Origin of the sequence: Devosia sp. (assembly GCF_036563435.1) — a bacterium.
In the GTDB taxonomy this organism is placed as follows: domain Bacteria; phylum Pseudomonadota; class Alphaproteobacteria; order Rhizobiales; family Devosiaceae; genus Devosia.
The window spans coordinates 268,630-289,822 of the sequence record NZ_DATCMJ010000012.1 but is presented as its reverse complement, the minus strand read 5'-3'; the positions used below and the strand labels follow the sequence as shown (position 1 = coordinate 289,822).

At 62.7% G+C, this 21,193-nt stretch carries 18 protein-coding genes; 17 read left to right on the top strand and 1 reads right to left on the bottom strand.

Going from position 1 to position 21,193, the window contains the following annotated elements:
• Positions 1-242: 242 nt before the first annotated feature.
• The 7 genes from VIL88_RS07405 (at position 243) to VIL88_RS07375 (ending at position 8,756) form a co-directional block, all read left to right on the top strand.
• Positions 243-1,397 carry a Gfo/Idh/MocA family oxidoreductase gene (locus VIL88_RS07405; RefSeq protein WP_331987372.1) on the top strand — a complete coding sequence of 385 codons (1,155 nt, stop codon included), beginning with the start codon at positions 243-245 and terminating at the stop codon, positions 1,395-1,397.
• A 10-nt stretch (positions 1,398-1,407) separates the two neighbouring features.
• Positions 1,408-2,295, top strand: coding sequence for a sugar ABC transporter permease (locus VIL88_RS07400; RefSeq protein ID WP_331987370.1), 888 nt, complete (start codon positions 1,408-1,410; stop codon positions 2,293-2,295).
• Between the two features lie 86 nt (positions 2,296-2,381).
• Positions 2,382-3,224 carry a carbohydrate ABC transporter permease gene (locus VIL88_RS07395; protein WP_331987518.1) on the top strand — a complete coding sequence of 281 codons (843 nt, stop codon included), beginning with the start codon at positions 2,382-2,384 and terminating at the stop codon, positions 3,222-3,224.
• A 71-nt stretch (positions 3,225-3,295) separates the two neighbouring features.
• A complete protein-coding gene (locus VIL88_RS07390) occupies positions 3,296-4,519 on the top strand; it encodes an extracellular solute-binding protein (RefSeq protein ID WP_331987368.1) in 1,224 nt (407 codons plus the stop codon).
• 89 nt (positions 4,520-4,608) lie between these two features.
• Positions 4,609-5,685, top strand: a complete 1,077-nt coding sequence (locus VIL88_RS07385) for a sn-glycerol-3-phosphate ABC transporter ATP-binding protein UgpC (protein WP_331987367.1) — start codon at positions 4,609-4,611, stop codon at positions 5,683-5,685.
• A 29-nt stretch (positions 5,686-5,714) separates the two neighbouring features.
• Positions 5,715-6,581, top strand: coding sequence for a MurR/RpiR family transcriptional regulator (locus VIL88_RS07380; RefSeq protein WP_331987365.1), 867 nt, complete (start codon positions 5,715-5,717; stop codon positions 6,579-6,581).
• A gap of 162 nt (positions 6,582-6,743) precedes the next feature.
• Positions 6,744-8,756 carry a beta-N-acetylhexosaminidase gene (locus VIL88_RS07375; RefSeq protein WP_331987363.1) on the top strand — a complete coding sequence of 671 codons (2,013 nt, stop codon included), beginning with the start codon at positions 6,744-6,746 and terminating at the stop codon, positions 8,754-8,756.
• A 138-nt stretch (positions 8,757-8,894) separates the two neighbouring features.
• Here the strand turns inward: VIL88_RS07375 and VIL88_RS07370 are convergent, their stop codons facing one another.
• On the bottom strand, positions 8,895-10,352 hold the full coding sequence (locus VIL88_RS07370; protein WP_331987361.1) for a M81 family metallopeptidase: 1,458 nt from the start codon (positions 10,350-10,352) through the stop codon (positions 8,895-8,897).
• Positions 10,353-10,527: 175 nt separating this feature from the next.
• Here VIL88_RS07370 and VIL88_RS07365 point away from each other — a divergent pair, with 175 nt between their 5' ends.
• The 10 genes from VIL88_RS07365 (at position 10,528) to VIL88_RS07320 (ending at position 21,086) form a co-directional block, all read left to right on the top strand.
• The gene (locus VIL88_RS07365) at positions 10,528-10,914 is read left to right on the top strand and encodes a RidA family protein (RefSeq protein ID WP_331987359.1); all 387 of its coding nucleotides are present in this window, start codon (positions 10,528-10,530) and stop codon (positions 10,912-10,914) included.
• Positions 10,911-11,684 (top strand): SDR family oxidoreductase, encoded by a 774-nt coding sequence (locus tag VIL88_RS07360; protein ID WP_331987357.1) that lies wholly within the window; start codon positions 10,911-10,913, stop codon positions 11,682-11,684. The genes VIL88_RS07365 and VIL88_RS07360 overlap by 4 nt, the downstream gene beginning before the upstream one ends.
• Positions 11,681-12,745: a D-TA family PLP-dependent enzyme gene (locus VIL88_RS07355; protein WP_331987355.1), complete on the top strand. Its 1,065-nt coding sequence runs from the start codon at positions 11,681-11,683 to the stop codon at positions 12,743-12,745. Before VIL88_RS07360 ends, VIL88_RS07355 begins: the two co-directional genes overlap by 4 nt.
• Positions 12,746-12,901: 156 nt before the next feature.
• Positions 12,902-13,453, top strand: a complete 552-nt coding sequence (locus VIL88_RS07350; RefSeq protein ID WP_331987353.1) for a DNA-3-methyladenine glycosylase — start codon at positions 12,902-12,904, stop codon at positions 13,451-13,453.
• Between the two features lie 178 nt (positions 13,454-13,631).
• Positions 13,632-13,937 (top strand): plasmid stabilization protein, encoded by a 306-nt coding sequence (locus VIL88_RS07345; protein ID WP_331987352.1) that lies wholly within the window; start codon positions 13,632-13,634, stop codon positions 13,935-13,937.
• A 54-nt stretch (positions 13,938-13,991) separates the two neighbouring features.
• The gene (locus tag VIL88_RS07340; RefSeq protein WP_331987351.1) at positions 13,992-14,309 is read left to right on the top strand and encodes a hypothetical protein; all 318 of its coding nucleotides are present in this window, start codon (positions 13,992-13,994) and stop codon (positions 14,307-14,309) included.
• Between the two features lie 84 nt (positions 14,310-14,393).
• The gene (recQ, locus tag VIL88_RS07335) at positions 14,394-16,202 is read left to right on the top strand and encodes a DNA helicase RecQ (RefSeq protein ID WP_331987517.1); all 1,809 of its coding nucleotides are present in this window, start codon (positions 14,394-14,396) and stop codon (positions 16,200-16,202) included.
• Positions 16,199-17,170, top strand: coding sequence for a heparan-alpha-glucosaminide N-acetyltransferase (locus VIL88_RS07330; RefSeq protein ID WP_331987349.1), 972 nt, complete (start codon positions 16,199-16,201; stop codon positions 17,168-17,170). Before recQ ends, VIL88_RS07330 begins: the two co-directional genes overlap by 4 nt.
• Positions 17,171-17,334: 164 nt before the next feature.
• Complete coding sequence (locus VIL88_RS07325) at positions 17,335-19,191, top strand: ABC transporter ATP-binding protein (protein WP_331987348.1); 1,857 nt, start codon at positions 17,335-17,337, stop codon at positions 19,189-19,191.
• Positions 19,188-21,086 carry an ABC transporter ATP-binding protein gene (locus tag VIL88_RS07320; protein ID WP_331987346.1) on the top strand — a complete coding sequence of 633 codons (1,899 nt, stop codon included), beginning with the start codon at positions 19,188-19,190 and terminating at the stop codon, positions 21,084-21,086. The genes VIL88_RS07325 and VIL88_RS07320 overlap by 4 nt, the downstream gene beginning before the upstream one ends.
• The last annotated feature ends 107 nt before the right edge of the window (positions 21,087-21,193 follow it).

The window sequence follows — 21,193 nt, the reverse complement described above, 5'->3', positions numbered from 1 at the left end:
ATGCTGCATCTTTTAGGTGAGCTTGTCCACATCGTCGGTCCCCTTTGAGGCGCAGAAAACGCCCAGAAATCGCGCATCAAGCTGCCTCAATGGGCAAATCGTACACGTGGCTTAAATTGGTATTGAACACGTGACAAATTCGTGTTGACATTGTTTTCGTAACGATCCTAGTCTTGAAAATCGTTTACAGAATGCAGTGCCGGCTCATCAGAAGTCGGCGATCAATAGGCAGGGAATTGCATATGCGGGTAGGCATTATCGGCCTCGGCTATCGACTGGGCTACCTGGCGCGAGTATTTGCCGCGGCACGGCCCGATTTCTCGATTGCCGGGTATGTCGATCCTGCGCCTGCCGGTCTCTCCTACGCCACTGAACACGGCGTCGACGTTGGTCAGTCATTTCCCTCGCTCGAGGCAATGCTCGACAGCGAGAAGCTCGACCTGCTGATGGTTGGTTCGCCCAATCATCTGCACCTCGATCACATCCGCATCGGCCTTGAACGCGGAATGAAGATCTTCACCGAAAAGCCGGTGGTGACCACGGTCGAAGAGACCATGGAACTGGCCAAGCTGATCGCGCAATATGGCTCCGACAACGTGATGGTCGGGCTCGTGCTGCGTTATGCGCCGCTTTATGTCGACCTGCGCAAGGCACAGGCCGAGGGACTGCTGGGCGACATCACCTCCATCGAAGCCTCCGAGCACATTCCGCCCTATCATGGCGCCTTTTTCATGCGCGACTGGCGACGTTACGAGCGCTACTCGGGCAGCTTCATGCTCGAAAAGTGCTGCCACGACCTCGACCTCTACAACGGCGTCATGGGGTGCCGGCCGCAATATGTCTCGAGCTTCGGTGGCCGCCGCACCTTCGTGCCGGCCAATGCGCCAACCAATGTCGGCATCAACGACATGGAAGTCTACCATCGCAAGCCCTCCGGCTGGGAGGGTTCGGACAAGGTCTTCGACAGCGATGGCGACATCATCGATTTCCAGACGGCCATGGTGCAGTATGAGAACGGCGCCGCACTGACCTTCCACACCAATCTCAACGTCCCCGACGATTTCCGCCGTTTTGCCGTCATGGGCGTCAAGGGCATGGCTGAGGGCGATTTCATCCGCAATTTCCTGCGCGTCACCGACAGCCGCACCTCCGATCGTATCGTCGACACCGCTTACAAGCCGAGCGAACTCAGCGTGCATTACGGCGCCGATGAGCAGATGGCCGAAGACATCCTCAAACACATGCTGGAGGGCGTGTCGCTGCCGGTGTCGGTCACCGACGCGCTCGAGGCAGGCCTCCTGGCGCTGTCGATGGATCAGGCAATGCGCACGCGAAGCGTGGTCGACATGACCCCGATCTGGCAGCAATATGATGCTGCGCTCGGACGAGCCAACTGAGGATAGTGACATGACCAGCAGCCGCAGCGCCGTCACCTTCGCCCTTCTCCTGCTGGCTCCAGCCCTGATCTATATTCTGGCAATCGTCGCCTATCCGCTGTTCGACACAATCGTCCTGTCGTTCACCAATGCGGCGCTCCGCCCCACCTACGACTTCGTCGGCTGGGCCAACTATCAGCGCATTTTCACGGCCGGCAATTTCACCGAAGTCATCATCCGAACCCTGATCTGGACGTTCTTTTCCGTCTCGCTGAAGATGATCATCGGCATGTTCGGAGCGGTCCTGCTCAATGCCGCTGTGCCGGGCCAGGCCCTCTTTCGCGTCCTCACCATGCCGCCCTGGATCGTGCCCATGGCCATCGGCATCTACATGTGGGCATGGATGTATAACGGCAACTTCGGCATGATCTCCGGCCTGCTGCAGAATTTCGGGCTGGTCAACGGTCCGGTGGCGTTCCTGGCCTACGGCGACACCGCATTCTGGGCCACGATCGTCACCGACGTTTGGATCGGCGTGCCGATGGTCACGATCTATTTCCTGGCCTCCATGCAGTCGATCCCCAAGGATCTGCATGAGGCTGCCTGGACTGATGGTGCCGGCCGCTTCTACCGCTGGCGCCGCATCACGCTGCCATTGATGTTGCCGGCGATCATCACGATGAGCCTCCTTTCACTGATCGCCACCTTCAACAGCTTCGACATCATCTACATCCTGACCAATGGTGGGCCGTCCGGTCAGACGACGACCATGATCATCGACACCTACAAGACCGCCATGGGCAGCCGCAAATATGGCGAAGGCGCGGCCCGCGCCGTGGTGATCTGCATCTTCGTGTCGATCTTCTGCCTCATCTACTTCCGCGCCGTCCGCAAGCTGTCTCAGGGAGAAGCCAAATGACCGACATGGCCCGCTCGACCGAGATTGCTGCCGCCGATAGCCCTGCCATCGTCAAGCCGAGGCAGCGGGTGCGCACTGCCAAGCCCATGATCGACCGCTACAAGTGGTACGAATATGCCGCGATCTACCTCGGCATCGCCGTCTTCCTGTTTTTCGTCCTGTCGCCTTTCATCGAAGGGTTCCTGGTCTCGCTCAAGCCGCTGGCCCAGCTCTTCTCGACGCCCTACAGCTTCATCCCAGAGAATGCCTCGTTTGATGCCTATGTGAACATGTGGACCTCGGTCCCCATGCTGGGCATGCACATCTTCAATTCCTTTTTCATCTCCACGGTCGTGACGCTGATCGTCATCGCTATCGTGGTGCCGGCCGCCTATGCCTTTGCACGCTTTCAGTTTCCTGCCTCGGGAATGCTGCTCGGCATGTTCCTGGCGGTCAACATGTTCTCGGGTGCGGTGCTGCTCATTCCGCTGTTCCGCCTGATGCGCGGCTTTGGCTTGCTCAACACCTATTGGGCCATGATCGTGCCCGGTGCTGCTTTCCTGATCCCGTCCTCGATCTGGCTCCTTCGCACCTACATGCTGCGCATTCCGCGCGAGCTCGACGAGGCCGCCTGGGTCGATGGCGCATCGCGTCTCTACACGTTGCGCCGGGTCATCCTGCCGCTCGCGATGCCCGGCATCGTGGTGGTCGCGATCATGACTTTCATCGGCGCCTATGCCCAGCAGTTCATCTTTGCGCTGACCTTCAACAGCAAGACAGAATTCATGCCATTGCCGGTCGGTCTGTTTGCCTTTTTCGGCAAGCAGGAAGTGCAGTGGAATGAACTGATGGCCGCAAGTTTCGTAGGCATCCTGCCGGTGATGATCGTGATCCTGTTCCTGCAACGCTACCTCGTGGCAGGCCTGACCGCGGGGGCGGTCAAACAATAGATTTTCGACCTGTCCCTAGGGGCGGGCGAGAGGGAAGGCGCCTTCGGGCGTGCAACAAGGGAGACTAAAGAATGAACAAGACTAGAGGCTTTGTGCTGGCGTCGCTTGCGGCGCTCTCCGGCACCACGGGCCTGGCCGGCGTCGCCGCAGCCGAAGAGATCAACATCATCCTCTGCGGCGATGTGGTGACCCCCGTTTACACCAAGCTCTTCGAGGAATGGACCGCTGCCAACCCCGATTACCCGGTGGCACCGGAACTCGTCGGCTGGGCACAGTGCCAGGACAAAGTGACGACCTTGGCTGTTGCCGGTACCCCCGTTGATATAGCCTATGTCGGCTCTCGCACCCTTAAGCAGTTCGCCCAGAACGACCTTATCGTTCCTGTGCCGATGACGGACGAAGAGAAGGGTGCTTATTACAACTACGTGCCGGAAACCGTCACCTTCGACGACACGCAGTGGGGCATTCCGGTCGCCTTCTCCACCAAGGCCTTCTTCTGGAACAAGGACCTCTTCGAGCAGGCTGGCCTTGATCCGGAGACGCCTCCCAAGACCTGGGAAGAAGAGATCGCTTTCGCCAAGCAGATCACCGAAAAGACAGACGCTGCCGGTTTCGGCATGGTCGCCAAGACCTTTGACGGTACCGTTCACTGGTTCCTCCACTGGATCTACACCAATGGTGGTCAGGTGATCGACGCCGAGGGCAATATCGTCCTCGACTCGCCAGAGAATCTTGCAGCCCTCACGGCCTTCAAGGACATCGTTCCTTATTCGGAAGAAGGCCCGACTGCCTACGAGCAGAACGAAGTGCGTTCGATCTGGCTCGATGGTGGCGTTGCCATGCTCCACTGTGCGGTTAGCTGCGCCGTCCGCGGCACCGAAGCCGGTCTCAACTGGGGCGTCGCTCCGCTTCCAACCGGCCCCAATGCCCAGGGTCCCGGCACGCTCCTGATCACCGACTCGCTCGCCGTTTTCAAGGGCACCGGCCAGGAAGACAAGGTCATCGAATTCGGCAAGTTCCTGACGTCGCCTGAAAACCAGCTGGCCTATGAACTCTCCGAAGGTGGCCTGACACCCCTGCGTCCGTCCGCCGAGGTCGACAAGTTGGTCGCCGAGCAGCCGCACTGGCAGCCCTTCATCGACGGCATCGAATATGGTGGGCCGGAGCCGCTCTTCACCGATTACGTCGGCTTCCAGAACGTCATGATCGAAATGGTCCAATCCGTGGTCACCGGTGCTGCCGAGCCGCAGGATGCCCTGACCAAGGCTGCTGGCGAACTCGATCAGTACAAGTAAGCGCCTGTACAAACCCGCCGTCGCCCTCAGGGGCGGCGGCACCCCCCCGCCAGCCTACGGGCAAAGCCCGCCGACCGGAGATGCGCACCATGTCGCAACTGAGCCTCAAGCACCTCGAAAAGTCCTTCAATGAGGCGCGCATCATCAAGGGCATCGATCTCGAGGTGGCCGAGGGCGAATTCGTGGTCTTTGTCGGCCCATCGGGCTGCGGCAAGTCCACGCTGCTGCGCATGATCGCCGGGCTCGAGGACGTCACCCAGGGTGACATCTCTATCGATGGCAAGGTGGTCAACGAACTGCCGCCCGTGCAACGCGGCATCGCCATGGTGTTCCAGTCCTATGCGCTTTACCCGCATATGACGGTCTACGAAAACATCGCCTTCCCGCTGCGCGTCGAAAAATTGCCGCAGGCGGAGGTCGACAAGCGTGTCCATGCTGCTGCCAAAGTGCTGCAGCTCGAGCCGCGGCTGCAGCATCGCCCAGGACAACTGTCCGGCGGGCAGCGTCAGCGCGTTGCCATCGGCCGCGCCATCGTCCGCCAGCCGAAGATTTTCCTCTTTGACGAGCCGCTGTCCAACCTCGATGCCGCGCTTCGCTCCGAAATGCGCATCGAGCTCATGGAGCTGCACAAGCGGCTAGGCTCCACCATGATCTACGTCACCCACGATCAGGTCGAGGCCATGACCATGGCCGACAAGATCGTGGTGCTCGACGCTGGCACCATCTCGCAGGTGGGCTCGCCCCTCGATCTTTACCATCGCCCCGACAACCTCTTTGTTGCCGGTTTTATCGGTTCGCCAAAGATGAACTTCATCAACGGTTCGGTGCAGTCTGCCGATGGCAGCACGGCAGTCATCGACCTGGGAGCGCTGGGTACGCTCAACCTGCCTCGCCAGAGTCGCATCGGTGCCGGGCAGAGCGTCACCGTAGGTATCCGCCCCGAGCACCTGAAGCTTGGCCAGGGCGAGTTCACGCTCAAGGTCACCCCGCGCATTGTGGAGCATCTGGGCATCCATACGGTGCTCTATTCCGACCTGCCGGCTGGCGAGAACTTCATCGGCCTCTTCGAGGGGGATCCCAAGGTCGAGGAAGGCACTCCGGTAGAGATCGGCTTCTCGCTGGGTCAGGTTCACCTCTTCGACCAGGCGGGCATGGCGGTCTACTGATCCCACAGAAGGCTCGGGGGGAGCAGGCTATGTCGGACATCGTCGGCCTGTTGCAGACCGAAAAGAACGCTTTTACCCGTTCGGAACGGGCGCTGACCGAGATCGTGCTGGCCGATGTGGACAGCGTGCTCAAGATGAGCATTGTCGACCTTGCCGCGCAGGCGGACGTGTCGCCGCCCACGGTGACGCGCTTCTGCCGGCGCTTGGGCTGCGACTCCTATGCCGATTTCAAGGTACGCCTGGCGCAGTCACGCTTTGTCGGACAGCGCTACTTCGCGCCTACCGCTGGCCCATCCAGCGTGCACGAGATCGCTCAAGGTGTCGTTAACGGCATCCAGTCCATCATCTACGATACTTTCGATCATCTCGATTTCGCCGCCGTGGAGCGGGCGGCTGAGAGCATCTCCAAGGCCAGCTTCGTCCTGTCTTTTGGCTCTGGCGGGGCCTCGTCGATGATGGCGGGTGAAGTCGAGGCGCGTCTGTTCCGCCTCGGCCTCAAGGTTGCTTCCAGCGACGATCACCAGCTGCAGATGATGCGGGCTGCCGCCGCTCCCGCTGGCACCGTCATCGTCGCCTTCTCGCTCTCGGGCAACAATTCCCAGCTCGCCAACGCGCTGACCGTTGCCGGCGAATATGGCCATACACGCATCGTGGTGACGCGCTCGGCTTCGATGGTCTCGGCGCAGTCCGACATCCTCCTGCCCGTCAACTGGCACGAGAACACGGACATCTTCCGCCCCACGCCGGGCCGCTACGCCTTTCTAGCTACCGTGGACGTCCTGGCGCAAACCATCGCGACCCGCCTCGGCCCATCCGCCATCGCCTCCATGCGCCGCATCAAGCATCAGCTCGTCGTCAATCGCGACGGCGACGATGCCCAGCCCTTGGGGGATTGAAAAAGACAGCGATACGCCCTCGTGGTTCGAGGGTCGCTTCGCTCCCGCCTCACCATGAGGGCTACTCGTGGTGCGGATCCTAAATAGCCCTCATGGTGAGGTGCGAGTTCTTCACGAGCCTCGAACCACGAGGGCGTGGCACCAAACTGCAGCGAGTCGACCATGACCATATCCTTCTCCCTCGTCACCACCTGGACCCCGGCCACCGATAGCGAGCCGCTTGGCTATGGCATCGAGCTCACCAATACCGGCGACGAGGCGGTCAGTGATTTCCAGCTTGGCTTTTCCGGGCCAGCGCGCATCGATCCGCACGCGACGCTGGAAAACGGCAAGCTGCTCAAGCGCTTGTCCAACCACACGCTGATCGCCCCGCCCGACGGGCTTGTGCTCGAGCCTGGCCAGACCTGGACCTCGACGGCACGTGGCCTCTCCTATGGCCTGCGTCATTGGAGCGATGGCGCCAATAGCGGCTATGTCGTGTTGAGCGATGGCACCCTGGTTCCGCTGCCGACAGCCCCGACCAGGGGCAAGGGCCACAATTCGCCGCTTCTTAAGGGCGCCGTAAAGTTCCCGGTTCCGGCCAAGGCGCCGGTGCCGGTCTCGATCATTCCGTGGCCCAGGTCGGTTGCAACGACAGGCGCGCGCGTCGCCCCTCCCGGCCTCGACCTGCAGCCGGAGGGCGATGATGCCGGTCGTGCGGCTGCGGCCTTTGCAGGCCTGGTGGATGATCTGTTTCCGGTAGAAGGCCTGGTGCGGCCCGCCTCGGAGGCGGGGATGCCGGTGGTTATTCGCCACAAGCCGGGCATGCCTGCCGAAGCCTATGAGGTGCATTTCAGCGAAGCTGGGGCAACTGTCGAGGCCAGCACCCGCCAAGGCATGTTCTACGGCCTCGTCACCATTGGCCATGTCCTGCGTGGTGCCAAGCAATATCCGCAGACCTTTGTCTTCCCCACCGGCGGCACCATCACCGACGAGCCGGGTTTCGGCTATCGCGGCTGCCACCTGGACGTCGCCCGGCAGTTCTATTCCGGCGCCGAAGTCAGCCGGCTGATCAAGCTGATGGCGTGGAACAAGCTCAACAAGTTCCATTGGCACCTCAGCGAAGACGAGGCCTGGCGCGTTGAGATCGATGCCTATCCGCAGCTGACCGAAGTCGCCGCCTGGCGTGGCCACGGCAAGGCACTGCCGCCGCTCCTGGGTTCGGGGCCGCATCCCACGGGCGGCTACTACAGCAAGAATGTCATCCGCCAGATCGTCGCCCTGGCCGATAGCCTCGCCATCTCGATCATCCCCGAAATCGACATGCCGGGCCACTTCTACGCGGCGCTCCAGGCGTTGCCCGAACTCCGCGACCCCAACGAGCAGGGTGAATACCAGTCGGTCCAGGGCTTCCCCAACAACTCGCTGAACCCGGCTCATGAGCCGGTCTACAAGTTCGTCGAGACCGTCGTCGACGAGATGCTCGAGCTCTTCCCGGCCGGTGTCTTCCATCTGGGTGCCGACGAAGTGCCGCTTGCTGCCTGGTCCGGATCGCCGCTGGCGCTCGATATGATCGAAAAGCTTTCCGGCCCTGAAATGCGCAAGAAGCACGAGGCGCAGTTCAACCAGCTCGGCAATCACCACGGTGCCGATGAGATCGAGGGTTCGCCCACGGCGGCGCTGCAGGCCCACTTCATCCGCCGCGTGCACGACTACATTTCGAGCAAGGGCGCCATTACCGGTGGCTGGGAAGAAGCGGCCCATGGCGACGCCGTGGACAAGGACAAGTCCTTCGTCATCGGCTGGCGCAATGTGGAGATCAACGCCGCCCTTGCCGAGCGCGGCTATGACATCGTCGTCTCGCCCGGGCAGCGTTACTATCTCGACATGGCAAATGGCGTGGCCTGGGCTGAGCCGGGTGCAGGCTGGGCCGGCTGGTCGGGGCCGCAGGAGACCTATGAGTTCGAGTCTCGCGAGGGCATGTCCGAAGAGGGACTCAAGCATCTCCTGGGCATCCAGGCCTGCATCTGGAGCGAGTCGATGACCGACCGGGCTATCTTCGACCGCCTGGTTTTTCCGCGCCTTTCGGCGATCGCGGAGTCAGGCTGGACCACGCCCGAGCGCAAAAGCTGGGACCGGTTCCAGGCCTTGGTCGGCCTGATGCCGATCATGTACGGCCATTGGTCGGCTGAGTAGCAGGACACGACGACCTCATCCGGACGTCACGCTTGAGCCTGACCCGAGGGTACTTCACTTGCCGTTCGTCACGCTAAGTAGAGAGCTCTCGGGTCGAGCCCGAGGGTGACGGTCGGTGGGAGACAAGAACGACGCGCTTCACCCCCAAGGGTTCTCCACCATGGGCCAGATATCGCGGCGGGCCTTGCGGTATTCCGTTTCTGCAGGGCGATTAGGATAGGGTTTGCCGGCCGAGCAGTAGATGATCTGCGAGGCGATCTTGCTGAAGCTGTCGTAGAAGTGGTTGGTGGACTTGATCAAAAGGATCTTGCGCGATCGGGGATCGATGCCCATCGCCGAGAACAGCGACGGGTCAAAACTCTGCGCGCGGGTGGAGTTGAGGATCACGTCTATGCCGCCAAAGCTGATCCAGGCAGCGTCGCCAAAGGGAGCGTAGCTTTCGCCGAAGCGCATCTGCGCGCCCCGCACGAGGCGGCGGACGGTGACATATTGGTCTATCGGATTGCCCGTATATGGTGCCGATTTGGCACCGAAACGCAGCATTATGTTAGCGCCTTCGCCGGCGGCGAAGCAGATCTGTACAGCGATCGGGTCCCAGATCGTGCCGACAGCAACATCGGTGGCGCCGCGCCGGATGAGTTCGGCCAGGATGACCGTGGCGTCGCCCGCCGTGCCGCCGCCCGGATTGTCCCAGACGTCGGCAATCACCACCGGCCCTGCGGGTGCGGTGAGCGCTGTCTCGACTGCAACCGTTTCGTCCACCTGTGCCACCATGAAGGTGCCGCGCATGGCAAAGAGTTCGCGCCCGAGCTTTTCGGCGAGCGCCGCGCCCTTGGCCGCGTCCCCATCGGTGACGGCGATCACCTTGGTGCCCATTTCGGGCACGTCGCCGGCCATGAAGCCATGGACGACCGAAAGCGACAGCAGGCCCGGCTCGGACTGTTCCAGGGCAAACATGCGGTCAACAAACCCGCGCATCGGCTGCTTGCTGGTGGGGAACACGTCGATCATGCGGCAGTCGAAGATGCTCATGACCGGCTTGATCTCGCCCTTGAGGGTGCGGGCGGCGATGCTCCAGAGGTCACGGGCGCGATCGACGAAATCAGTATGGGGGAACTCCTTGAAGTAGACGAAGAAGTCCGCGGCCTGTGCTCGTTTGGCGGTGAGATGCGAGTGGGGGTCGAGTTCGGCGCAGATCAGGACATCGGGTCCGACGATTTCCCGCACGCGGGAAAGCAGGTCCCCTTCGGGATCATCATAGCCTTGCGCAACCATGGCGCCGTGGAGGCCAAGCACTACGGCGTTTACCGGCAGCGCGGCGCGCAACTGGTCGAGGATCTCGTCCCGGAGCTCTTCAAAGGTCTGCCGCGCCACAAGTCCTGCCGGATCGGCCCAGCTTGCGCTGCCTTCGATCAGGGTCCAGCCCTCCCGCGCGCAGACCTCGCGGCCTACGGTAATCGGCGCCGTGCACAGCGTGGGGGTTTCCGGGTGCTCGCCAGGCCGGGCATAAAGCGAGGCTTCAAAGGCGCGCTTGTCGATGGCGATGGGGGAAAAGGTGTTGGTTTCTGTAGCCAGAGCGGCCGTGAAAATGCGCACAGAATGCTCACACAATGTTAGCGTCGGCACGAGGCCATGTCGCTGCACGCTAGCACGAGCTTGAGGGGTCAATCACGTAAGAAATTTACATTTTCGAGCAGATTTTGGGTGCCGTTCGCCTCGATGGGTAGCCTAGTGTGTGTCGAAAAGAAACTGAGTTTCAGAAAGGGACAAGATGCCGATCAAACGCTATGGAGCAGAGAAAGCCGGTGCCGGTGGTCAGAACCTGCCATTCGCGCGAGCGGTGGAGGCCGGGGGCTTCCTCTTCGTCTCGGGCCAGGTGGCGATGAAGGATGGCGAGATCGTGGGCAACGGCATCGTCGAGCAGACGCATCTTACCATCAAGAATGTCATCGCCATTCTGGAAGAGGCCGGCTACGGGCTCGAGCATGTGGTGCGCTGCGGCGTCTGGCTCGATGATCCGCGTGACTTCTGGAGCTTCAACGCGGTCTACAAGAGCTATTTCGGCGAACATCCGCCCGCCCGCGCCTGCGTGCAGTCGCACATGATGGTGGACTGCAAGGTCGAGATCGAATGCGTGGCCTATAAGGACCCGCAATGACCTCGCCATTCCGCCTCGACGGCAAGAGCGTCCTGATCTCGGGCGCCGGTGGCGGTATTGGCCAGTCGCTGGTGCGGGCATTCCGCGATGCCGGTGCCAGCGTGATCGGCGCGGATCGCGAGGCGGGCATGCTGAAGGGACTTGATCTGACCGGGCAGCTTCTGTTCGACCAGGCCGATGCCAAGGCGACGCGTGCCGCGGTCAGCCGGTATCTGCAGGAGCATGGCCTGCCTGACGCCGTTGTCTCCAATGCCGGCTTTACCAAGGCCGAGCATCTGGGGCAGGTGGATGATGACGTCTGGGCATCGGAACTGGCGATAAACCTCAACGGCGCCTATGCCATGACCGACCCGATCGTTGCCGCCATGGCCGAACGGGGCAGGGGAAGCGTGGTTTTCATCTCCTCGGTCAATGCCCTCGGCCACTTTGGCAACCCGGCCTATTCGGCGGCCAAGGCGGGGCTGGTGGCCTATAGCAAGGCCATCGCCGTCGAACGTGGCGGGGAGGGCGTGCGCTCCAACGTGATTTGTCCCGGCTCGGTCCGCACGCCGGCCTGGGACCATCGCCTCGCGGCGGACCCAAGCCTGCTCGACAATGTCCTGCCGCACTATCCGCTCGGTCGCATGGTCCTGCCGATGGAAGTCGCCAATGCAGCGGTGTTCTTCTGCTCCGATGCCGCTTCGGGTATCACCGGAACGGTGCTGCCGGTCGACGCCGGTCTGACGGCGGGCAACCTGCGTTTCGTTGATGAGGTCCTCAGGGGCAAATGACTGCAATTTGTGAACTCGATACCCCTTGCGTGCTGGTCGACCTCGACCGGGCCGAAAGCAATCTCCAGCGCGCCCAGGCTTTTGCCGACAAGGCCGGCCTGAAGCTTCGTCCCCACATCAAGACGCACAAGCTGCCGCGCTTTGCCCAACGCGCCATCGAACTGGGCGCCGTCGGCATCACCGTCCAGAAGCTGGGCGAGGCCGAAGTGATGGCCAATGCCGGCATCAGCGACATGCTCTTGACCTTCAACATCATCGGCGCGGCAAAGCTCAAGCGGCTGCGCGCGCTCCATGACCGGGTGACCATCCGCGTCGTGGCAGATAGCCACGAATGCGTCGCAGGACTTGCGGCGGCTTTCGCCGATGCGTCCAAGCCGCTGGGGGTGTTTGTCGAGTGCGACACCGGCATGGGGCGCTGCGGCGTACAGTCGCCGGAGGCGGCGCTCGATCTCGCGCGCGCTATCATCGCCGCGCCTGGGCTGGACCTGGCGGGCCTCATGACCTACCCCGCAGCGGGCAAATACCGCGAGGCCGCCGAATGGCTCGCGGCGGCCAAGGCAATGTTCGAGGCAGCAGGCATCGCCCTGCCCACCATCACAACCGGCGGAACGCCCGATATCTGGCATGCCGATGAGGCGGGCGTCGCCACGGAATATCGCCCCGGCACCTATATCTACATGGATCGCTCGCAGGTTGCCGCCGGTGCTGCGAGCTTCGATGATTGCGCCCTGACCGTGCTGGCGACCGTGGTGTCGCACCCCACGACCGGCCGTGCCATCGTCGATGCCGGCTCCAAGGCGCTGACCAGCGATCTGCTCGGGCTGGTCGGTCATGGCTATGTGGTCGAATATCCCGACGCCAAGGTTGTGGGCCTCAGCGAGGAGCACGGCACGCTGGACGTTTCGGCCTATCCGGATGGTGGTCCAAAGATTGGCGAACAGATCCGCATCATTCCCAATCACTGCTGCCCGGTGACTAACCTGTTCGACCAGGTGCATCTGGTGCGCGGTGGGGAAGTGGTCGAGACGGTGCCGGTGGCAGCGCGGGGGCGGGTGGATTAGGCTGGGAGCTTACCCACCGACCGCCACCCTCGGGCTTGACCCGAGCGGACTGTGCTGAATGGAAAGCGCCAGAGTACAGAGCCCCCGGGTCAAGCCCGGGGGTGACGAATTGTGGATGACGGCTAACGACCTGTGGATCACGGCTATAGTGCCCCAATGACTCTCCCCAAATCATTCTTCGACCGCCCCGTCGCTGAAGTGGCTCGTGACCTGATCGGCGTGACGCTGCTGGTGGAGGGGATTGGCGGGCCGATGGTCGAGGTCGAGGCTTATGACCAGGCTGACCCGGCGTCACACAGTTTCAAGGGGCCGACGCTGCGCAATGGGGCGATGTTTGGTCCGCCGGGCCATGCTTATGTCTACAAGATCTATGGCATTCACTGGTGCCTCAACTTCGTTTGCCAACCCGGCAGCGCCGTGCTGGTGCGGGCGCTGGAACCTAGGCACGGTCTCGAGTTGATGCAGGAACGGCGTGGGGGCCTGGGGGAGCGCCAGCTTTGTTCGGGACCGGGCAAGCTCTGCCAGGCATTGGGCGTCGACATCGGCCACAATGGCTTGCCGCTCGATGCGCTGCCCTTCGAGCTGTTGCCGGCCAGCGAAAGCCAAGACGTGGCGACCGGTCCACGCATCGGCATCACCAAGGGGGTGGAGACGCCGTGGCGCTTTGTGCGACGCGGCTCGCCCTTCCTCAGCAAACCGCTATCGTAATCGAGCCGGGAACCATCTTCCGGCTCAGCGATTGCCTCCCCAGAGACCTGCGCGCGTCAACCGGACGCGGCGGCATAGGGAACGGGGATGGTTTTTCCGGTTTCCCGCCCCGGCCAACGAATCGGCAGCCGAGCCCTTATCCCGCCCGCGCAGGTCTCACCCACTCATGGAGGGCGTCATGCCACAGGGTGACAAATCCGCCTATACCGACAAGCAGAAGCGCAAGGCCGAGCATATCGAGCAGGGCTACGAGGACCGGGGCGTATCGCACGAAGAGGCTGAACGTCGCGCCTGGGCCACCGTCAACAAGGATGATGGTGGCGGCAAGAAATCCGGCTCCGGCCGCGGCAAGCACACCGATCATCCGGCCGCCCACAATGGTGGCAAGGCCTCGGCTAGCCGGACCGCCGCCCAACGTTCGGCATCTGCCAAGAAGGCCGCGGCCACCCGCAAGCGGAACCAGGAACAGCACGCCCATCATTGATCGGCGTGCCTGTGCGTGACAGTCTCCGCGCCGATCGCATGCGGGGGCTTTTCGATGTGGGCACGACTTGGCGGATTGGCGATTTTGCTGACTGGGGCGGCGATTTTCTACGTGTTCCTGTGGTGGCCGTTGCAGCAGGCGCAGGCCGCTGTCCCGCAAGTCCATTATGAACTCCGCGTCTTTGCCCTTGTGCCACTTTGCCTGGTGTTTGGCCTGGCATTCCTGATCTTTGGCGAAAGCTTCGACTATCGTACCCCCAATCACGATAATCTCACCGCCAAGGGCTGGGCCGCGTTCGCCCTGGTGGCGGTGCTCAGCTTCGTGGGCTGGTGGTGGTTTGACACGCAGTTTACCGCCCTGGGCTACCAGTGACAGTTGCTCCGCACCCCGCGCTATGATTCAACGGCTCTCGTGAGCACGCTTGAATCGGCATGGGACCTCTTCACCAGCGGCGCGATGGCCATGCCACGCGACCCGCTTGCCGTGCTGCGCGATGTATTCGGCCACAAGAGCTTTCGCGGCCAGCAGGCCGAAGTGGTCGATCATCTGGTAGGCGGAGGCGATGCCGTGGTGCTGTTTCCGACCGGCGCCGGCAAGAGCATGTGCTACCAAATCCCGGCCATCTGCCGGCCCGGCGTGGGAATCATCATCTCGCCACTGATCGCGCTGATGCGCGACCAGGTCGAGGCGCTGAAACAGGCGGGCGTGGAGGCGGCGGCGCTCAACTCCTCGCTCTCCGCCGAAGAATCCGCCGAGGTGCGCCGCAAGCTGCGCAACGGGCAGCTCGACCTGCTTTATGTGGCGCCGGAACGGGTGGCGACGCCCAGCTTCGCCAATATGCTCTCGGGCATCGACATCGCGCTCTTTGCCATCGACGAGGCGCATTGCGTATCGCAATGGGGGCATGACTTCCGGCCCGAATACCGGGAGCTCATCCACCTGGTCGAGCTCTTCCCCGGCGTGCCGCGCATTGCGCTGACGGCGACCGCCGATCCCACCACGCGCGAGGATATCATCGAGCGGCTGGGGCTGGAGCAGGCACGGGTCTTCACCACGAGCTTTGACCGGCCCAACATTTCCTATTCCATCGTCGAGCGCGACAAACCGCGCGACCAGCTGCTGGCTTTCCTTGCAGCGCACAAGGGCAGCTCGGGCATCGTCTATTGCCTCTCGCGCGCCAAGGTTGAGGACACGGCCGACTGGCTGTCCGCCAAGGGCATTCCGGCGCTGCCCTACCATGCCGGCCTGCCGCCCGAGACGCGCAGCCGCAACCAGGATGCCTTCCTCAAGGAAGACAATATCTGCATGGTGGCGACCGTTGCCTTCGGCATGGGTATCGACAAGCCCGACGTGCGCTATGTCGCCCACCTGGACCTGCCGGCCTCGATCGAAGCCTATTATCAGGAGACCGGCCGCGCCGGCCGTGACGGCCAACCCTCTGACGCCTGGATGAGCTATGGCATGGCTGACGTGGTGCAGCGCCGCCGCATGATCGACGAGGGCAATGCGCCCGACGAGGTCAAGCGGCTCGAACACGGCAAGCTCAACGCGCTTCTTGGCGTGTGCGAGACCGCCGAATGCCGCCGCAAGGCGATCCTCCGCCATTTCGGCGAGGAGCATGAGGGCAATTGCGGCAACTGCGACACCTGCCGTTCTCCGGTCGAGTCCTGGGACGGAACCGAGGCGGCGATCAAGGCGCTGGCTGCGATCTATCGCACCGGCATGCGGTTCGGCGCGGCGCATGTGATCGATGTGCTTCTGGGCAAGGAGACCGAAAAGGTCACCCGTTTCGGCCACCAGCACCAGAAGGTTTTTGGCCAGGGCGCCGATCTCGACGGCAAGGCCTGGCAATCGGTGATCCGGCAGCTGACGGCATCGGGGCTGATCGTGGTCGACCATGCCAACCATGGCGCTTTGACCTTGAGCGAAGGCGCCCATGCTGTGTTCAAGCGCGAACGCACGGTGACCCTGCGCAAGGACCGGCCCAAGAAATCGGTGGAAGTACGGCGCTCGCTTGAGCGTGCCGCCAGCATTCCGCCCCATGCTCTGCCGCTGTTCGAGGCGCTGCGCGAGGAGCGCACCCGCATCGCCAAGGCTCAGGGCGTGCCGCCCTATGTGATCTTCCACGATGCAACGCTCAGGGCCATGGCACTGGCCGTGCCGCGCCACCCGCATGACATGCTGAACCTGCCGGGCGTGGGGCAGGCCAAGCTCGATCGCTATGGCGAGGATTTCCTCGCGGTAGTGGCGAAGGTGGCAGGGTGAACCAGAAACGCCCGCGCTTTGCCGTCGTCGACATCGCGCGCGGCGTGGCGATCATCGCCATGGTGATCTACCACTTCTGCTGGGACCTGAGCTATTTCCGCTTCATTGCAGCCGATGTCGGTTATGATCCGGCCTGGGCGATGTTTGCCCGCACCATCCTGTGGTCCTTCATGTTCCTGGTGGGCGTTGGCCTGGTTCTGGGTCACGGCAGCGGCATCCGCTGGCGCGCCTTCTGGCGGCGCTGGATCTTTGTGGTTGCCGGGGCACTGGCGATCACGGTGGCTACGTGGTTCGCCTTTCCCGACAGTTTTGTATATTTCGGGGTCCTGCACGCCATTGCGCTGTTCAGCCTCGCGGGGCTGTTCTTTGTTGGTGCGCCGCTCTGGGTGACGGTAACTCTTGCGGTTGCGTTGATCGCGCTGCCGCTGTTTTTCTCCGACGCGCTGTTCGACCAGCGCCTCTGGTCCTGGATCGGCTTCTGGCAGAACCCGCCGCCCACCAATGACCTTGTTCCGGTTTTTCCCACCTTTGCCGCCGTGCTGAGCGGCATCGTCGTGGCGCGGCTGGTGCTGCGTTCCCGATGGTCGGCGAGACTGGCCTCGATCCAGCCGACGGGGCGCCTGCCGCGCGGCCTGGCCTTCCTCGGCCGCTGGAGCCTTCTGATCTACCTCCTCCACCAGCCGCTGCTCTTGGGCCTGATCTATCCGGCCGCGGCGGTGCTGCAGCCGCAGGTGGCAATGCGCGACACCGATTTCCTGCGCTCCTGCCAATCCACCTGCGAGGCGGGCGGCACATCGGCGGCGCTGTGCACCACCTATTGCCAGTGCGGTCTCGAAGGGGTGGAGGAAAACGATCTCTGGAATGCCATCACTACGGGCATGGTGACGGCGGAGGAACAGGCGCTCCTGGATGCGCAGAACCGGCAATGTTCGGCGGTGATCTATCCCGAGCTTGCCCCGCCAGCCTAACGCAACGACGCTTTGGAACGTTGCTTATGATGATTTGAGCGCAATTGGCTCTTGAATGGTAGCTCGAACGGGCGTTGATTAGCGGGGCGAGTTCTTCCGAGTCACGGCGCCTTCTGCCGTCCTGCGGCTCGGTCCATAGCTATTATTGAAGTCTGGATCCTTCCTTGACCACCCACAAGGCTGGCCGCGTCCGTTCACGCGGCGATGCTCACGCCCACATTGCCGCCGCCCATGCTGGCAAGGGACAAAGTCCGCTGCTGCGCATTGCGCTTTATTCCCTCCGGCACCCCTGGCAGGCTTCGATTGCCATTGGCGCCACTGTTGTGGCGGCGGTGCTGCAACTGCTGATCCCGCGCCTCCTGGGGCGGGCGGTGGATCAGGCGCAGGGCGTGCTGTCCGCAGGAGCCGAGGGCGCCGAGCAGGCCCTGATGTGGAGCGCCTTGCTGCTTCTGGGGGTGTCGGTGGCGCGTGGCTTCTTCACCCTGCTCCAGAACTACTTTTCGGAATCGGTCGGCCATCACGTCGGCTACGAACTGCGCCTCGCCTTCTATGACAAGGTGCAGGGCCTCTCCTATTCCTACCATGACAGAGTGCATACGGGAGACCTGATCACCGTGGGCCTGCTCGATCTTGACGGGCTGCGCATGTTCTTTTCCACCGGCATGGTGCGCACCATTCTTCTGGCCGTCCTGATCGGCGTCGGTGCCTATATGCTGCTGACCACCGATGTCCTGCTCGGCTGCCTGGCGCTGAGCTTCGTGCCCTTTGTCGCCTGGCGCTCCTCGGTGGCACAGCTGACGCTGCGCAGCACCTGGCTGGTGCTGCAGAAAAAGCTCTCCGCCCTCACGCGCGTCATGGAGGAGAACCTCGGCGGCATTCGCGTTGTCCGCGCCTTTTCGGGACAGAAATACGAGCTGGCCAAGTTCGATGCCGCCAGCCGGGAAGCGCTCGAGCTGTCCCACCAACGCGTCCTTGTCCGGGTGCGCAACACCTCGGCCATGACCTTTTCCTTTTTTGCCGCCATGGGGCTGGTGCTCTGGTTTGGCGGGAACAAGGTCATCGCCGGCGAGATGAGCGTCGGCACGCTTGCGAGCTTTCTGACCTTCATGACCATTCTGCAAATGCCGGTGCGCCAGCTTGGGCTGATGGTCAATTCCTATGCCAGGGCCTCGACCTGCGGCGAGCGCTTCTACGCCTTTCTCGATGAGCCGCTGACCATCAAGGATGAGCCGGAAGCGCCCGATCTCAAGGTGTCCGAAGGGACGCTCCGGTTCGAAGATGTGAGCTTCACCTATCCTGGCGCGACCCACCCGACCCTTGATGGCATTTCCTTCGAGGCGCGCGCGGGGCAGACGATCGGCATTGTCGGCGCGCCGGGCAGCGGCAAGTCCACGCTCGCGCATCTCATTCCGCGCTTCTATAACGTGAGCGGGGGCCGCATCACCATCGACGGGCAGGATGTGAGCGAAGTGTCGCTGACTTCGCTCCGGCGGGCGGTTGCCGTGGTGCAGCAGGATTCGTTTCTCTTCACCACCACGATCGAGAACAACATCGCCTATGGCGATCCGTGGTCCAAGGAGACCAAGATCGAGCGGGCTGCCGAAAGCGCGCAGCTGCACAACTACATCATGGGCCTGCCGTCGCAATATGGCACCGTGGTGGGCGAACGCGGCGTTTCGCTCTCGGGTGGCCAGCGCCAGCGCCTGTCCATCGCGCGCAGCCTCCTGCTGCGACCAGCAGTCATGGTGTTTGACGATTCCACAGCCGCGATCGATGCCGGAACCGAACACCGCATCCGCAGCGCCATCCGCACCTATGCCAGCGACCGCGTGACCCTGGTGATCAGCCATAGGCTGAGTTCGCTGCTTCATGCCGATACGATCCTGTTCCTGGAAAATGGCAAGATCGTCGAGCGCGGCTCTCATGCGCAGCTACTGGCAGCAGGCGGGCGCTACCGGGCCCTTTATGACCTTCAGACCCGTCCGGCCGAGGACATCGACATCGGGAGTGCGGCTCAATGAGCGCCATCGAAGAGGACGATCGCGAGACCGCCGCTTTCCCAGGCCAGCGTCCGCCACGCGCCAGCGTCGGCTCCCATCGCATCGAGGAGGAAATCTTCGGCAAGGCTTACGATCCGCGCACCGTGCGCCGGATCTGGGCCTTCGTGCGGCCCTATCGCCACAAGATCTACCTGTCCGTGGCAGCCGTGCTGGTGTTCACGGCAACCCAGCTTGCCATTCCGCTGATCATCGGCCACGCCATCGACAGCGGCATGACCAAGGGCGGCAATACCACGAACCTCCTCTGGGCCGTGGCGAGTTTTGCCGCCGTGGTGGTCATCAACTATGCCGCGTCCTGGATCCAGGAATCGCAAGTGGGGCAGGTAGCGGAAAACGTCTTGTTCGACATGCGCCGCGCCATGTTTGCGCAACTGCAGCGGGTGTCGCTGAGCTTCATGGACAAGACCGAAGTCGGCCGCCTGATGAGCCGGCTGCAGGGCGACGTCAATTCCATGCAGGAATTCCTCGAAACATCGGTGATCTCGGTAGGCGACATGGTGCTGCTTGCCGGCATCGTGGTGGTGCTGCTGTCGCTCGACTTCCGCCTCGGCCTGCTGACGCTGAGCACCATGCCGGTGCTGTTCGTCGTGCGCATCTTCTGGCTGCCGCCGGCCAAACGCGCCTTCTGGGCAGCGCACGAGACCAATTCCATCACGGCCGGTGCCATGGCCGAGGGCATCAATGGCGTGCGGACGGTGCAGAACCTGGACCGGCAGGCCGTCAACCTCGATCTCTACGATGACAAGGCCTACAACAACCTCCAGACCCAGCTCACCGGCTCGCGCTTCGCCCAGGTGATGGTCCCGATCGTCGATACACTCACCGGCATCGCCATGGCCATCGTCATCGTCGTGGGCGGTTCCCTGGTGCTGAATGGAGGGCTGGAAGTGGGCGTGATTGTCGCCTTCCTGTTCTATATCCAGCGCTTCTTCGATCCAATCCGTTCGCTGACCATGCAGTATTCCATCATGCAGCGGGCCATGACCTCGGGCCGGCGCATCACCGAAGTGCTCGATGTGCCATCCTCGATCAACGACAAGCCGGGCGCCATGCCCCTGACGCGGGACATGGACGGCTCGGTCGAGTTCCGTAACGTGGTCTTCGGATATAGTCCCGACCGGCCGGTGCTCAGGAATGTGAGCTTTACCGTCAAGCCCGGCGAGACGGTCGCGCTGGTGGGGCCCACTGGTTCGGGCAAGACATCGGCCATGTCGCTGGTGCACCGGTTCTACGAAGTGGATTCTGGGGCGGTGCTGGTGGGCGGCCACGACGTGCGCGACGTGACTCAGGAATCGCTGGGGGAGCAGGTGGCCATGGTCTTGCAGGAGCCATTCCTGTTCACTGGCTCGGTCTTCGACAACATCCGCTACAACCAGGCGAGCGCAACGATCGAGGACGTGATCGCGGCGGCCAAGGCGGTGGGTGCGCATGAGTTCATCAGCAAGCTGCCGCAGGGCTATGACTCGGTACTCGAGCAGCGCGGCTCCAACCTCTCGCTGGGGCAGCGGCAGTTGCTGAGCTTTGCGCGGGCGCTGGTGGCCGACGCCAAGATCCTCGTGCTGGACGAAGCAACGGCCAACATAGACTCCTATACGGAGCGGCAAATCCAGAAGGCCTTGCAGACGCTGCTCCAGGGCCGCACAGGCATGGTCATCGCCCATCGGCTTGCCACCATCCGCGGCGCCGACCGTATCATCGTGCTGCAGAATGGCGAACTGATCGAGACCGGCAACCATAACCAGCTGATGGAAAAGGGCGGGCTCTACGCCAAGCTCTACAACATGAACTATGCCAGCTTCGACGACATCCCCGATGAGCTGGTGGCGCAAGTCAATGCGCGGGCGGCGAGCACGTAACCTGGACCACCCCCACCCAACCTCCCCTGGAGGGGAGGAGTCCATGCGGTGGGTATGGCGGGACGGTGCTCCATCCCCGATCTGCTCCTCCCCCTACTAAGGGGAGG

What these genes read in the sequence shown, in the direction of transcription:
- VIL88_RS07350 (WP_331987353.1), top strand. Translation starts at nt 12,902, where the DNA reads ATGACTCTCCCCAAATCATTCTTCGACCGCCCCGTCGCTGAAGTGGCT.
- VIL88_RS07380 (WP_331987365.1), top strand. Translation starts at nt 5,715, where the DNA reads ATGTCGGACATCGTCGGCCTGTTGCAGACCGAAAAGAACGCTTTTACC.
- VIL88_RS07340 (WP_331987351.1), top strand. Translation starts at nt 13,992, where the DNA reads ATGTGGGCACGACTTGGCGGATTGGCGATTTTGCTGACTGGGGCGGCG.
- VIL88_RS07355 (WP_331987355.1), top strand. Translation starts at nt 11,681, where the DNA reads ATGACTGCAATTTGTGAACTCGATACCCCTTGCGTGCTGGTCGACCTC.
- VIL88_RS07390 (WP_331987368.1), top strand. Translation starts at nt 3,296, where the DNA reads ATGAACAAGACTAGAGGCTTTGTGCTGGCGTCGCTTGCGGCGCTCTCC.
- VIL88_RS07360 (WP_331987357.1), top strand. Translation starts at nt 10,911, where the DNA reads ATGACCTCGCCATTCCGCCTCGACGGCAAGAGCGTCCTGATCTCGGGC.
- recQ (WP_331987517.1), top strand. Translation starts at nt 14,394, where the DNA reads ATGGCCATGCCACGCGACCCGCTTGCCGTGCTGCGCGATGTATTCGGC.
- VIL88_RS07365 (WP_331987359.1), top strand. Translation starts at nt 10,528, where the DNA reads ATGCCGATCAAACGCTATGGAGCAGAGAAAGCCGGTGCCGGTGGTCAG.
- VIL88_RS07405 (WP_331987372.1), top strand. Translation starts at nt 243, where the DNA reads ATGCGGGTAGGCATTATCGGCCTCGGCTATCGACTGGGCTACCTGGCG.
- VIL88_RS07395 (WP_331987518.1), top strand. Translation starts at nt 2,382, where the DNA reads ATGATCGACCGCTACAAGTGGTACGAATATGCCGCGATCTACCTCGGC.
- VIL88_RS07320 (WP_331987346.1), top strand. Translation starts at nt 19,188, where the DNA reads ATGAGCGCCATCGAAGAGGACGATCGCGAGACCGCCGCTTTCCCAGGC.
- VIL88_RS07345 (WP_331987352.1), top strand. Translation starts at nt 13,632, where the DNA reads ATGCCACAGGGTGACAAATCCGCCTATACCGACAAGCAGAAGCGCAAG.
- VIL88_RS07375 (WP_331987363.1), top strand. Translation starts at nt 6,744, where the DNA reads ATGACCATATCCTTCTCCCTCGTCACCACCTGGACCCCGGCCACCGAT.
- VIL88_RS07400 (WP_331987370.1), top strand. Translation starts at nt 1,408, where the DNA reads ATGACCAGCAGCCGCAGCGCCGTCACCTTCGCCCTTCTCCTGCTGGCT.
- VIL88_RS07385 (WP_331987367.1), top strand. Translation starts at nt 4,609, where the DNA reads ATGTCGCAACTGAGCCTCAAGCACCTCGAAAAGTCCTTCAATGAGGCG.